Below are 12,371 nucleotides of genomic sequence, written 5' to 3'. Positions count from 1 at the left end.
GGGTTCAAGAACCTCGGGCACTACATCTTGCGATCCTTGATCCACTCCGGACAGCTGCACACCAAGATCAACGCACTCTAAAACCGGAAGAGCCCTTTTAGCCTTGTTCGAAATTAAAGTTTTCATGGCAATAGGTGTGGTGCTTTTTGTCTCGGCTCTATTGTTGTTGGGGTTTAGGACAAGGCCGGCATGAGGATGGCTTCCCGTCCTTCATACGGAGGCAGGGACTTTTTAACGCCACGCACCCATTACACTTGACTTCATGACTGACACCTCCTTCGAGCTGAAGACCACGCTGGATAATACGAAGCACGGCCGTACGGGCGTGATCCACACTCCGCATGGTGATATCCAGACCCCGGCGTTCATTCCGGTGGCGACGAAGGCGACGGTGAAAACCCTCACTCCGGAGCAAATCCGGGAGACGGGCGCCCAGGCCATCCTGAGCAACGCCTACCACCTGTACCTGCAGCCGGGGCCGGACATCGTGGACGAGGCTGGGGGAGTCTCGGCATTCGAGAATTGGCATGGGCCCACCTACACCGATTCGGGCGGCTTCCAGGTGATGAGCCTGGGGGTGGGCTTCAAGAAGGTGCTGGCCATGGACGCGAACGTGGACCCGAAGGACGTGAAGGCACGCAGCAAGGACCGCATGGCGCATGTCGATGAGGACGGGGTGGATTTCCGCAGCATTATCGACGGCTCGAAGCACCGTTTCACGCCCGAAGTGAGCATGCAGATTCAACACCAACTTGGGGCGGATATTGTGTTCGCATTTGATGAGCTGACCACGCTGGTGGACACCAAGACGTACCAGGAGCAATCGGTAGAAAGGACCCATCGGTGGGCGAAGCGGTGCCTGGATGAACACAACCGCCTCACCGAGGAACGCGTGGGCAAACCACTGCAGTCTCTGTGGGGCGTGGTGCAAGGAGCCCAGTATGAAGACCTGCGCAGGAAGGCCGCGCGTGGCCTGGTGGAGCTTAGCAACGAAGCGGAAGGCCAGGGCAAACGAGGGTTCGGTGGCTTCGGTATCGGTGGCGCGTTGGAGAAGGAAAATCTCGGCACCATTGTGGGATGGGTAAATGATGAACTGCCCGTCGATAAGCCAAAGCATCTGCTGGGCATCAGCGAGCCGGACGATATCTTCACTGCCGTCGAAGCCGGCGCCGACACCTTTGACTGCGTTGCGCCGACGCGACTTGGCCGTCGCGGTGGCGTGTACACGCTGGATGGTCGCATGACGCTGACGAACGCGCGGTTCAAGCGGGACTTCAGTGCGATTGATGAGGAACTCGGCGGCTACGTCAGCGAAAACTACACGCGCGCTTACATCCACCACCTGCTTAAAGCCAAGGAATACCTCGCCGGCACGCTGTGCACCATGCACAATCTGTTCTTCATGATCCGACTGGTCGATCAGATTCGCGAGACCATGGCCAGCGGCGATTATTGGGAATTCAAGGAAGAATTCATGGGGCGCTATTACAGTTAAGGAACATTTCGGGGCTCCGCGGCATCTTAACTGTGTCGAAAGGATTACCCATGAACACTTTGTCCAATCTGCAACAACGTTACCTCGACCGCGGGGAAGTGACCCTGAAACTCGGTACCCGCAATGCTCTCTTCACATTGATGGCTTTCGGGATGGGGTGTTTCTGTCTCTATGCGGTCAGCGTCCTCATTCAGAAGCACTTCGCTGGCTCTTTGCAAGTTGATAACCCGATCGGCGCGCTCCTCGCGGCATTCCTGCTGATCCCATTCGGCATATTCGGACTGATAGGGTGCGTAGTTCTCCTGCTAAGGCCGCTTAAGCGTGCGTTTGAGCTGCGCGTTACGAAGGATGGCCTGCAGATGGCTGGCCTGCAGATTCCTTGGTGGTCGATCGTAGCCATCGAGAGTTACTACGCTGGTTCTCGCCAATTTGAGAAACATGTCGAGCTCACGTTCGTTTCCGAAGCTCAAGCTCCACGAGTCGTGAGTGACGACGGCTCTACGTCCGGCGCCAAGCTTGCCGACACCGTGAATGCCTCCCGCGTTGTCATCCTCGACACCCAGATGCTCAATGTTCGTTCGAAAACCCTGGTCGCCTTCCTGCGCTGGGTATCAAATCGAGAATCTCCCGTTTTGCCAGGTGCCCTCCGATTCGAGCCCATGCCATGAACGAATTAACAATTCGGGCTATGTTCCCCGACATTGCTGTTCGAATTACCTTCACCCTGATGATGCTCACCGGCGTCGTACTCGCTACCTGGCGGCTGCGCTCCCCGATCGCCGTGGGACTTGCGCTGCTGCTTGTCGACGGCTTAATCATCCTCCTCATCTGGACCAGCGGCTTTCGGGAACAGAAAGCACTACATATTCGAATGACTGAACAGGGGATTCATGTGCGTGGCGTACTCGTGCCGTGGCGGAGCGTTGCAAGGATAGAGCCTCTCCCGACACAACTTTGCACCCGCATAGAGTTGCTACCCGGTGCCACAGTGCACCTTGCTGAGTTGGATGGGGAAATGAGGGGTGAGATCGCTAAACGACATGCCCTCGAGATCCCCGCTACTCCCTATGGGTTAAGGCCTTCCCAGCTCACCGACCAAATCCAGGCCTACCAACGCTTCATCAGCACTGGGTGCCCTTCACGAATAATGCCAGTCGGTTCAAACCCGCGATACGCATAAAGCCGATGCGCCCGCGCATTATCCGGGTGAACCGACAACGACACCGCCGGGCCGCCCAGCTTCCGCACCAACTCAGCAGCTCGATCCAGCAGTGCGGTGCCAATCCCCTGGCTGGTGTACCGACCCTCCACAGCCAACGCAAGCTCCGGTATACCTTCCGCGACATGCCCAAACCCATGGCGCTCGTCTGTCCCCCACAAAAGCCACACCCCGCCAGCAGGAACCCAGCCCCGCCAGGCAATGAAACCACCATTTGTAGAGTTCCAATCACGGACGTAGTAATCAGATTCGGTGTCGAAATCATCGGCGAGTGTGCCGTGCTCATCCCCAAACGTATCCGTCAGGAAATTAAGCCTAGCGATATAGGTACGATCCGCTTCCGACGTTGGAATCAGACGCAGCGAAGATTCATCATGCATGAGGCCAGCGTAGCGCGGGGCTTAGTCCTGCCGGTTTTGCCGGTTTCGTCGGAAAATGCGAGACATGGAATTCGAGACTCGGAGTAGTCTGGGGTGATTTTCGGGGAAACTGGGTTTTTATTCACCGAGACTCGAAAAACAAGACTCGAGTTTCTGGGGTTGGGGTTGTGGGCAGGGGTTGGGGGCTGGGGGCTGGCCAGAACGACGCCCCCGACATTACGCCCCCGAGGTTGCCCTAAAATCGCTGCGACGAGCCCGAACTTCGGGAGGGTAATGTCGGGGTCAAAGCGCACCCGCAGAATCCCCGCAAACTGGGAACGCGAAAACCCCTGTCCACGAATGAACAGGGGTTCTACTTGCTGCGGAGGATAAGGGATTTGAACCCTTGAGGGGCGTTAACCCCGCACGCGTTCCAGGCGTGTGACATAGGCCGCTAGTCGAATCCTCCAGCGTGACAAACAACTGGTGTTTGCTACGAAGAAAAACTGTACTAAAACTTGCGTAAAGAAACAAAACGCCTGGTAGAAGGACTCAGTTTGGCTTGGAAACTTGTTTGGGGTTATGGTTTAACGCAGGATCCCGTGTGGCGATTATCTTGTGAACTCCCCCAGGGCAGGAATGCAGCAAGGGTCAGCGAGCTCTGTCGGGTGCGCGGGGTCCCCTATTATTTTTCTTTCAGGGGCAATCTGCGGATTGTCCTTTTTTCGTGTCTTGCGTAACAGTCTAGAGTGGAGTGCGGTACTGCATCCTCTTTGATCTGGAAGGCAACGACGTGGCATTGACTGACTTGACTGCTGAGCAGTTGGCTGAGCTGAAATCTGAGATCCAGGCTGAGTATGATCAGCTGAAGTCTCGTAATCTTGCGCTGAATTTGACGCGTGGTAAGCCTTCGTCGGAGCAGTTGGATATTTGCACGGGTTTGTTGAGCTTGCCTGGTGAGGATTACTTCGATAAGGACGGCACGGATTGTCGCAATTACGGCAACCTTGTTGGTTTGGAGAGCATCCGGGAGATCTGGGCTGAGGTTCTCGGGGTTGATCCGAACAACCTTATTGCCGCGGATTCTTCGTCCTTGAACATCATGTTTGACCTGATCAGCTGGGCTTACATTTGGGGTACGAATGATTCCGAGCGGCCGTGGAAGGACGAGGAGAAGGTCAAGTGGATCTGCCCAGTTCCGGGCTATGACCGTCATTTCACCATTACTGAGCATTTCGGCTTTGAGATGATCACCGTCCCGATGACCCCTACCGGTCCTGACATGGATCAGGTGGCGGAGTTGGTGAAGGACCCGCAGGTTAAGGGTATGTGGGTGGTGCCGATGTTCGGCAACCCGACTGGCATCACTGTGGATGAGGAGACGATCGACCGCCTCGCCACCATGGAGACCGCTGCGCCTGACTTCCGTATTGTGTGGGATAACGCGTACGCGGTGCACACGCTTACCGACGACTTCCCACCGATCGTGGACGTTGTGTCCAAGGGTGGCAACCGGTTCTGGGCGATGTCTTCTACCAGTAAGATCACCCAGGCTGGCGCTGGTGTCGCGTTCTTCAATTCCAGCGATGAGAACCTGACCTGGTACAACAAGCACGCGTTTGTGCGTGGCATTGGCCCGAACAAGATTAATCAGTTGGCGCACGCCCAGTTCTTCGGCGATGCCGAGGGGGTCAGGGCGATCATGCGCAAGCATGCGGCGTCGTTGGCACCGAAGTTTGCGAAGGTTCTGGACATTCTGGAAGAGCGCCTGGGCAGGTACGGCGTGGCCGAGTGGACGAAGCCTACCGGCGGTTACTTCATTTCTATGGATGTGGTGCCGGGTACTGCGCAGCGGGTGATTGAGCTGGCTAAGGATGCGGGCATCATCCTGACTGCCGCGGGCTCCACCTTCCCGCACAAGCAGGATCCGGAGGATAAGAACATTCGCCTCGCGCCGTCCCTGCCTCCGGTGGAGGAGTTGGAGTTGGCGATGGATGGCGTCGCTACGTGCGTGCTGTTGGCGGCGCTGGAGAAGTGAATCTCCAGGAAGCTGCGGTCTGGATTGATGGGCTTTTCCCTGGGGAGGTGAGCATCGAGCAGGTTGGCGATTTTCATGTCGCCAGCTTCGCCGCCGACGGGCAGTTCATGGCCTCTACCTTGGATTTTCATCAGGTGGATACTGGCCTGGTCGCTGATGGGCAGGATATTCGCGTCGAGCTGTTTGCGGTGGCCAACGATCCGCGGGAGCTGAAGGAGCTGGTCAGTGGTACGGCCTCGATGCTGCGGGATACGAATATTGTTCCGCAGCCGGGTGAGATGGCACCGGGCGTCGGTAAGGCGCTGGGCCTGACGCTGAGCGCGCCACACGCGCTGCTGGTCGTGCCGTTTCCGTGGGGCGGCGACGTGCCGCACTTTAAGGACGCAGGCTTAACGACGCTCATGCTGCAAATCCTGCCCCTCACCAATGACGAATTGGCCTATTTGCAGACCTATGGTCTTGCCGAGCTGCAAAAAGCATTGGTGGAGCAGGGAATTGATGTCCTCGATCTTCGGCGGGGTGCCTGAGCCGGTAGTCTAAGAGCGTGGCTCTTTATCGCAAGTATCGTCCGGCTAGCTTCCAAGAAGTGGTAGGGCAGGAACAGGTGACCCGCCCGCTGTCTGCAGCGTTGGACAGCCGACGCATTAATCACGCGTACCTGTTTTCGGGGCCACGTGGCTGCGGTAAAACCTCCTCGGCGAGGATCCTCGCCAGGTCCCTCAACTGCGTACAAGGGCCGACCAGTACCCCCTGTGGCGTATGCCCCTCGTGTGCGTCCTTGGCCCCTGGCGGGCCAGGAAATCTCGATGTCACTGAGCTGGATGCGGCATCGCACAACGGTGTAGATGAGATCCGTGAGCTGCGCGACCGCGCCTACTACGCGCCGGCCGAATCCCGCTACCGCGTCTTCATCATCGACGAAGCCCACATGATCACCAACGCCGGCTTCAACGCGTTGCTGAAAATTGTGGAAGAACCCCCAGAGCACCTGATCTTCATCTTCGCCACCACCGAGCCGGACAAGATGATCGGCACTATCCGATCCCGCGTGCATCACTACCCGTTCCGGCTGCTCACCCCGCCGGACATGCGTGGCCTGCTGCAGCGCACCTGCGACGCGGAGGGTGTGAAGGTCGATGACGCCGTGTTCCCGCTCGTCATCCGCGCTGGTGGCGGTAGCCCCCGTGACTCGCTGTCCATTCTGGACCAGCTCATCGCCGGATCCGGGCCGGAAGGGCTCACCTACGATATGGCTGTGCCCTTGCTCGGGGTCACTGACTCTTCGCTGATCGATTCCGCGGTCATGGCCACCGCTTCTGGCGATCAGGCGGCTCTCTTCACCTGCGTGGATGATGTGATCAACGCCGGCCACGACCCCCGCCGCTTCGCCCACGACCTCCTCGATAGGCTCCGCGACCTCATGGTGCTCCAAGCCGTCCCCGACGCCATCAACCTCGGCCTCGTCGACGTCCCCGCCGACCACCAACCCATCCTCACCCAACAGGCGCAGCTTTTCGACGCCCACAGGCTCTCATCCCTCGCCGCACTAGTAAACGAACACCTCGACGACCTTCGCGGCGCCACTTCGCCCCGCCTCCTGCTAGAAATCATGTGCGCTCGGATGCTACTAGGGGCAAGTGCTGGTGCAGGTTCTACGTCTGCTGCTGCGCCCCCTGCTGGTGGTTCTGGTCCTGCTCTTTCAGACCCTGCTGTTTCAGGCCCTGCTGTTTCAGGCCCTGCTCGCTGGCGTGCGCAGCGTGAAGCGAAAAAAGCACAGGCCGATGCTGCTAAGCCAGCGCTGGCTCCCGCTCCTGCAGCTGAGGATCCTGTTAAGGAACCTGCGCCTGCTCCTGGTCCTGTGGCCGATCCAGCGGCTGTGGTGCGTGACAAGTGGTTGCAAATCCGCAAAGCAGTGGGGGAGAAGAACCAGATCGCTGAAATCATGCTGACCGAAGCCAAAGTCATCTCGCTTGATGATGGCGAGTTGCTTGTCGGCCACAACACAGGTGCCCTCGCATCTCGGCTCAATGCTCCGGCCAACAACTCCTCCCTGGTCAAAGCGGTAAAATCTGTAACCGGATTGGATGTGAAGGTCCGCGTCACTGTAGGGACAGTGCCACAAAAGCCGGCACCCGAGAGGGCGACCTGGAAACCCGAAAAACCGCAACCCGCCGAAGAGCCAGAGCCGGAGCCGGAACCCGAACCCGCCCCTACTAGTGGGTGGGGAAAACCTGCACCCTTAGGTGGTACCCCAGAACCAGCCCCAGCACCGGCTGCACCGAAGCCTGAGCCTGCTCCAGCTGCGCCGAAGAGTAAGTGGCAGGAGCGGGTAGCCCGAGGCCGAGAAGCGATGAAGCACAGCTTCTCGGGAGGGGTGCCACTGCCACCGGAGCCTGAGGACGAACCAGCGCCGGAGGAAGAGTCATGGGCCCCACCACCAGTGCAAACTGAGGAAGAAGAGATGATCGAGGCAGCGAAGGGGCCTGCTAACTATGATCATCGCGATGCCAAGACCATTGCCATGGAGATGCTTTCGGCGGAGCTTGGGGCTAAGCCTTTGTAGCGGCTTGTGGGTGAGAAACCCGGGAAGCGTTTCCCGGATCTCGGGGACATTTTAGGCTGCAATCTTGCTATTTATGTGTTTTTGTTCCGAGATCCGAGTTTCACTTCCCGGGGATTGCAAGGAACCCAAGCCACAACACAGCGCCTGAGGATAGGAATAGTTACACTGGTAAAGATTCAAGACAGCAACGAAAGGTAAATCATGTCCCAACCAGATATGTCCCAGATCATTGCCCAGGCTCAGCAAATGCAGGCTAAGCTGCAGCAGGCCCAGAGTGAACTCATTGCTTCTTCCGTGGTCGGCGAGGCTGGTAATGGTCTGGTGAAGATCACCTTGCTGGGGTCCGGCGAGGTTACTGCTGTGGAGATTGACCCCAAGGTTGTCGATCCTGAGGATGTTGACACCCTCCAGGACCTGGTTCTTGGCGCGTTCCAGGATGCGCACAACCAGATCGGCCAGCTGGCGAAGGAAAAGATGGGCCCGCTGTCCCAGGGTATGCCGGATATGGGCAGCCTGTTCGGCTAAGCTTATCGACGACCATCCCTTCGTCTACTTAAGTTAAAGGCTGCGCTACGTGTTTGAAGGCCCACTCCAGGATCTTATTGACGAGCTCTCTAGGCTCCCAGGGGTTGGGCCCAAATCGGCGCAGCGCATCGCTTTCCACCTGCTGCAGGTGGAGGCCACTGATATTGAGCGCCTTCAGTCAGCTTTGGACGCTGTCCGCGAGGGCGTAACTTTCTGCCGGATTTGTTGCAATATTTCCCGCGATGAAGTCTGTCGCATTTGCGCTGATAGTGGGCGCGATACCTCTCTCATTTGTGTAGTTGAGGAGCCCAAAGACATCCAGGTCATCGAGCGCACCGGCGAATACAAGGGGCGCTACCACGTGCTGGGCGGGGCGCTTGACCCGTTGGCCAACATTGGTCCCAAGGACCTGCACATTACTGAGCTGCTGCAACGCATCGCTGGGGTCCTCCCCGATGTTGCCCCTCAGGCCCCGGATATCACCGAAGTTATCCTGGCCACCGACCCCAACACCGAGGGTGAAGCAACGGCCTCCTACCTGGCGCGGCTCCTCCGTGATTTCCCTGATCTCACTATTTCCCGCCTAGCCTCTGGCATGCCATTGGGTGGCGACTTGGAGTTCGTGGACGAGCTCACCCTGTCAAGGGCATTGTCGGGACGGCTGAAGCTTTGATGGAGACTGGATAGGGATTTGAACCGAAACACGAATCCCTATCGTGTTCCCCATGCCCCCTACTTCAACCGCTCTGCCCGCAGCTGCGTGACCTCGGGCAAATCCAATGGCTCCAGTGACTCAACTGGTACATTCATCGCCTTGGCTAGTAGGTGGTCTGCTAGCTCTGGGTTGCGCGCGAGGACGGGGCCGTGCATGTAGGTGGCGATGATGGAGCCTTGGATGGCGCCCTCAACGGAAGAGTCTGAGTTTCCCACTCCGCGGGTAACGCGGCCAAGTGGCAAAGCGGCAGACCCAAGGCTGGTGGCGCCCATGTGGTTTTCGAAGCCGGTGAGTGGCTGAGTCAGCCCGGGAAGCTGAGGTGTGGAAACGACTTCACCGATGGCGCGCTTGTCCAGGGAGGTGGTGGTGGCGTCGATAAGCCCGACCCCAGCTACCTCCCGGCCGGAGGCGCGGAACGAGGTTCCCAGGACCTGGAAGCCGGCGCAGATCGCGAGGATGGGGCGGCCGTTATTGGCGGCGCGGGTGAGGCCACCGTCATTGATGAGGTGTTCCGCGGCGAGGATTTGGGCGGTGTCCTCGCCACCACCGAGGCAGTAAACATCCAAGTCAGAGGGCACGGGTTGGCCCAGCAGGATGCGTTGAATTGAGGCGTCGATGCCACGCATGCGGGCGCGTTGGCGCAGGACGAGGGCGTTGCCGTCGTCGCCGTAGGTGCCGAGGACGTCGGGGAGGATGAGTCCGATGGTGATCATGACAGTGCCTTCTTCAGGTCGCGGAACGCGGTGTAGTTTGCCAGGACTTCTACGCGGCCGGGTGGGCAGGCGCGGATAGCGTCCACAGGGTCGGCATTGAGCGAGTGCTCAATAGATGCATAGGTGAGGCGCACCGCCAGGTCGGTGCCGCGTTCGCCGGCGGCGTGGACGAAGCAGTCGTGGACGTCTTCGAAGGACACATCCCAGAGCCAGGAGAGGTCTTCGCCGTCGGCGACTTGGCCGTTCACAGCGATGACCAGGCCGTCGGCGGTGCGGTCGAGCATGGAGAGGGCCTCTTGCCAGCCGGCCGGGTTTTTCGCCAGGATCATATGCACGTCACGGCCTTCGAAGGTGATGGTGGAGTAGCGTCCAGCGACGTTGTCTACGGCTTCGGTGGCGGCGATGGCGTCGGCAAGCGGGATGTCGAAGCAGGACGCGGCGGCGATAGCTTGGGTGGCGTTGCCTCGATTTGCGCGGCCGGGGAGCTGCAGGTCCAGGGGCGTGGTCTCGCCGCCAGTGGTGATGCCGGCTTCGGAGATTCCCCAGGTGGGGGTGGGGCGTCGGAACTCCCGGCCGTCGGGAAGCGGCTTGACGGCGTACCAATCGTCGCCGTCGCGGACGACGTGCCCGCCGGTGCGAGGGCAACTCACGGAGTCGCCGGTCCAGCCCGCCCCAGCGGCGACCCACACCACGTTGGGGGCGTCGAAGGCGACGGAGGTGACGTGGACGTCGTCGCAGTTCGCGATCACAGTCATCTGCGGATTTTCCGCCACGGCCGCGCGCAGGGTGCGCTCAATCTTGTTGATCTCGCCGACGCGGTCAAGCTGGTCGCGCGTCAGATTCAGCAGCACCAGCACGCTCGGACGCAGCCGCTTAGCGACGGCCGGTACATGCAATTCGTCGCACTCGAGGACAATGTGTGAGGCCTCTTTACCCTTCAGCAAGGCAGAGATGATCCCAGCGTCCATGTTGTCGCCCCCATCATTGGTGGCAACCTGGTATTTGCTGCGCAGCGCGCCGACCAGCATCCGGGTGGTGGTGGACTTACCATTCGTTCCGGTGACCAGTGCCACCGGTCGGCCAGCGCCCAACTGTTCCATGATGGTCGGGTCGATGGCATTGGCGATCAACCCACCGATCATGCCCCCGGCGCCCCGGCCGGAAAGCTGTGATGCTTTGGTGGCGGCGTTGGCGGCGGCCGTCGCAAGGTACGTGCGAAGTTTCATGACCCCAGATTCTATACCGCCCGGCACAGCTCCAAGAACTCTTCGTCCGACACCAGCGGAATTCCTTTCCGATCCGCATGCATCGCCTTACCCCGCAGCTCCGAGGTACGGTTGCACACCAGCACACTCGTCTGACGGGACACCTTCTCGCTGTACTTCAACCCCACATCCACACCACTGGAAATGATTAGGTCCGGGTCCAGCTCCACATCGGGGCTCACCACAAACTCCATCCCTGGCTGCAACGAATTCCCCGGCACAAAAACACCAGGGTTTTCGACTTCCACGGTGGCATCCATGGCATCCACCCGCACAATGGAACGCTGCAACCCGAAACGATCAGCTTTTAGCGAGGTGGGATCGTACGTAGCCAGCACATTAGGATCCTGCGCCAAATAAATAGCGCGCACCAACGATGCAGTCTCCCGCGACACCGTTTCCGCAGGAAGCAGAGCTCTTTCCTTGGAAGCGACGGGGCTGGGTGCAGCGATACCAAGCTCCCGAGCCACCGCGCGGACGCGCGTATCCTCCAGCGGCAGGCCCATCCGGCGAGCCGTAGCGAGCGTATCGATCAATGCCACCGGACGTGGCGGCCGACCAACACGGCGCCGTCCGCGCCGACCCCGATTGCGGTTACGGCTACGGCGCTGCAGCGTCCGAAGCGCAGACTTCGATTCGCCCAGCACAAAGCCCCAGGTGCGGGGCATGTTATGCATGATGAGGGTACGGCCGTCGAGGAGTGCGTTCACCTGTCGCACTGACCGCTCGAACGTGCGGGCCTGGACAAACTCCTCATCGCTGATGCCGTGCAGATGACGCGGGCCGGTATCAGTGCCGGGATTGAAAATGGCGAAGAAATCGTCCACGACCTCGCCCTCGGGGGACAGCGTCAGGATCGTGAGCGACACCATGCGGGCTGTCGAGGGATGAATGCCCGTGGTTTCGGCGTGCACCACCGCGAACGGGGCAGCGGCGATGGCGCGCTCCCGCGCTTCACGGCGCTCCCGCCGCGCTGCCTCTCGCTCCTGCGGAGTCTGTGCTGGTTTGTTAGTCATCGAAAATAGCTTAGCCCAGAGGTGCTTTCAGATGGTGTAAGTAAAATTCTGCATTTTGGTCAGATTTTGGGGCCTTCTCAGGGGCAAAATGCAGAATTTTACTTACGGTATCTCTGCACAACACGATGATGCTCCCATGACTTACCTTTGAACTTGCCAGGCAAGACGGGGAAGTAGAGATATCGTCATCCACTGATTGTGCACCTCACTGTTGTTGCTGTCCCTGTTATTGCGCTGCTAGCGATCCTCGCTTCGGTGCGCCCCACCTGGTACCTGAAGAATAAGTGGCTGACCACTGGGCTTGCCGCCCTGGCAGTAGTTTCCACTGCAGTCACGAACAGCACAGGCGAAGCCCTCATGGTGCTCAAGGGGGGTGTTCCTATATAGTTTGTCAACTCCGGGGGTGGATTAGCCGGGGTTGATTTTTCAGCCGGGGTTGTTTGGCCGTGTTGTTTTCTGGCAT

General features: G+C 59.3%; 12 protein-coding genes, 1 tRNA gene and 1 other RNA gene. 9 read left to right on the top strand and 5 right to left on the bottom strand.

The window, feature by feature from the left end; all coding sequences use genetic code 11:
- Positions 1 to 262 precede the first annotated feature (262 nt).
- Together tgt and ACZ6ZO_RS12615 are read left to right on the top strand one after the other, a co-directional pair.
- A complete protein-coding gene (gene tgt, locus ACZ6ZO_RS12620) occupies positions 263 to 1,495 on the top strand; it encodes a tRNA guanosine(34) transglycosylase Tgt (RefSeq protein ID WP_465293042.1) in 1,233 nt (410 codons plus the stop codon).
- A gap of 50 nt (positions 1,496 to 1,545) precedes the next feature.
- Positions 1,546 to 2,163 carry a hypothetical protein gene (locus ACZ6ZO_RS12615; RefSeq protein ID WP_465293040.1) on the top strand — a complete coding sequence of 206 codons (618 nt, stop codon included), beginning with the start codon at positions 1,546 to 1,548 and terminating at the stop codon, positions 2,161 to 2,163.
- 439 nt (positions 2,164 to 2,602) lie between these two features.
- Here the strand turns inward: ACZ6ZO_RS12615 and ACZ6ZO_RS12610 are convergent, their stop codons facing one another.
- Positions 2,603 to 3,094 carry a GNAT family N-acetyltransferase gene (locus ACZ6ZO_RS12610; protein ID WP_465293038.1) on the bottom strand — a complete coding sequence of 164 codons (492 nt, stop codon included), beginning with the start codon at positions 3,092 to 3,094 and terminating at the stop codon, positions 2,603 to 2,605.
- A gap of 362 nt (positions 3,095 to 3,456) precedes the next feature.
- Positions 3,457 to 3,542: transfer RNA gene (locus ACZ6ZO_RS12605), tRNA-Ser, on the bottom strand.
- A gap of 122 nt (positions 3,543 to 3,664) precedes the next feature.
- Here ACZ6ZO_RS12605 and ffs point away from each other — a divergent pair.
- From ffs to recR, 6 genes are all read left to right on the top strand, one after another.
- Positions 3,665 to 3,763: signal recognition particle sRNA small type (gene ffs, locus ACZ6ZO_RS12600), an RNA gene on the top strand.
- A gap of 103 nt (positions 3,764 to 3,866) precedes the next feature.
- Positions 3,867 to 5,111, top strand: a complete 1,245-nt coding sequence (locus ACZ6ZO_RS12595) for an aspartate aminotransferase type Ic (RefSeq protein ID WP_465293044.1) — start codon at positions 3,867 to 3,869, stop codon at positions 5,109 to 5,111.
- Entirely contained in the window at positions 5,081 to 5,638 is a 558-nt protein-coding gene (locus ACZ6ZO_RS12590) for a suppressor of fused domain protein (RefSeq protein WP_465293036.1), read from the top strand. Before ACZ6ZO_RS12595 ends, ACZ6ZO_RS12590 begins: the two co-directional genes overlap by 31 nt.
- A gap of 17 nt (positions 5,639 to 5,655) precedes the next feature.
- On the top strand, positions 5,656 to 7,674 hold the full coding sequence (locus ACZ6ZO_RS12585) for a DNA polymerase III subunit gamma and tau (protein ID WP_465293034.1): 2,019 nt from the start codon (positions 5,656 to 5,658) through the stop codon (positions 7,672 to 7,674).
- 201 nt (positions 7,675 to 7,875) lie between these two features.
- Positions 7,876 to 8,199, top strand: a complete 324-nt coding sequence (locus tag ACZ6ZO_RS12580; RefSeq protein ID WP_182387137.1) for a YbaB/EbfC family nucleoid-associated protein — start codon at positions 7,876 to 7,878, stop codon at positions 8,197 to 8,199.
- Positions 8,200 to 8,248: 49 nt separating this feature from the next.
- Positions 8,249 to 8,872: a recombination mediator RecR gene (recR, locus tag ACZ6ZO_RS12575; RefSeq protein ID WP_182387136.1), complete on the top strand. Its 624-nt coding sequence runs from the start codon at positions 8,249 to 8,251 to the stop codon at positions 8,870 to 8,872.
- A 59-nt stretch (positions 8,873 to 8,931) separates the two neighbouring features.
- Here the strand turns inward: recR and ACZ6ZO_RS12570 are convergent, their stop codons facing one another.
- From ACZ6ZO_RS12570 to ACZ6ZO_RS12560, 3 genes are read right to left on the bottom strand one after another with little or no spacing between them, the layout of a single operon-like run.
- Positions 8,932 to 9,627 carry a type 1 glutamine amidotransferase gene (locus ACZ6ZO_RS12570; protein WP_182387135.1) on the bottom strand — a complete coding sequence of 232 codons (696 nt, stop codon included), beginning with the start codon at positions 9,625 to 9,627 and terminating at the stop codon, positions 8,932 to 8,934.
- Entirely contained in the window at positions 9,624 to 10,853 is a 1,230-nt protein-coding gene (locus ACZ6ZO_RS12565) for a MurT ligase domain-containing protein (RefSeq protein WP_465293030.1), read from the bottom strand. The genes ACZ6ZO_RS12570 and ACZ6ZO_RS12565 overlap by 4 nt, the downstream gene beginning before the upstream one ends.
- 11 nt (positions 10,854 to 10,864) lie before the next feature.
- On the bottom strand, positions 10,865 to 11,908 hold the full coding sequence (locus ACZ6ZO_RS12560; RefSeq protein WP_182387133.1) for a DNA polymerase III subunit epsilon: 1,044 nt from the start codon (positions 11,906 to 11,908) through the stop codon (positions 10,865 to 10,867).
- A gap of 198 nt (positions 11,909 to 12,106) precedes the next feature.
- Between ACZ6ZO_RS12560 and ACZ6ZO_RS12555 the strand changes: the two genes are divergently transcribed.
- Positions 12,107 to 12,295, top strand: a complete 189-nt coding sequence (locus tag ACZ6ZO_RS12555) for a hypothetical protein (protein WP_465293028.1) — start codon at positions 12,107 to 12,109, stop codon at positions 12,293 to 12,295.
- Positions 12,296 to 12,371: the final 76 nt, after the last annotated feature.

The sequence above is a fragment of the Corynebacterium sp. NPDC104732 genome (assembly GCF_055583565.1).
The sequence above is the reverse complement of the archived record's forward strand: the minus strand, read 5'-3'. Positions and strand labels throughout refer to the sequence as shown.

Bases quoted from the DNA above. Each gene is read 5' to 3' on its own strand.
- tgt (WP_465293042.1), top strand. From the start codon at position 263: ATGACTGACACCTCCTTCGAGCTGAAGACCACGCTGGATAATACGAAG.
- ACZ6ZO_RS12615 (WP_465293040.1), top strand. From the start codon at position 1,546: ATGAACACTTTGTCCAATCTGCAACAACGTTACCTCGACCGCGGGGAA.
- ACZ6ZO_RS12610 (WP_465293038.1), bottom strand. From the start codon at position 3,094: ATGCATGATGAATCTTCGCTGCGTCTGATTCCAACGTCGGAAGCGGAT.
- ACZ6ZO_RS12580 (WP_182387137.1), top strand. From the start codon at position 7,876: ATGTCCCAACCAGATATGTCCCAGATCATTGCCCAGGCTCAGCAAATG.
- ACZ6ZO_RS12570 (WP_182387135.1), bottom strand. From the start codon at position 9,627: ATGATCACCATCGGACTCATCCTCCCCGACGTCCTCGGCACCTACGGC.
- ACZ6ZO_RS12565 (WP_465293030.1), bottom strand. From the start codon at position 10,853: ATGAAACTTCGCACGTACCTTGCGACGGCCGCCGCCAACGCCGCCACC.
- ACZ6ZO_RS12560 (WP_182387133.1), bottom strand. From the start codon at position 11,908: ATGACTAACAAACCAGCACAGACTCCGCAGGAGCGAGAGGCAGCGCGG.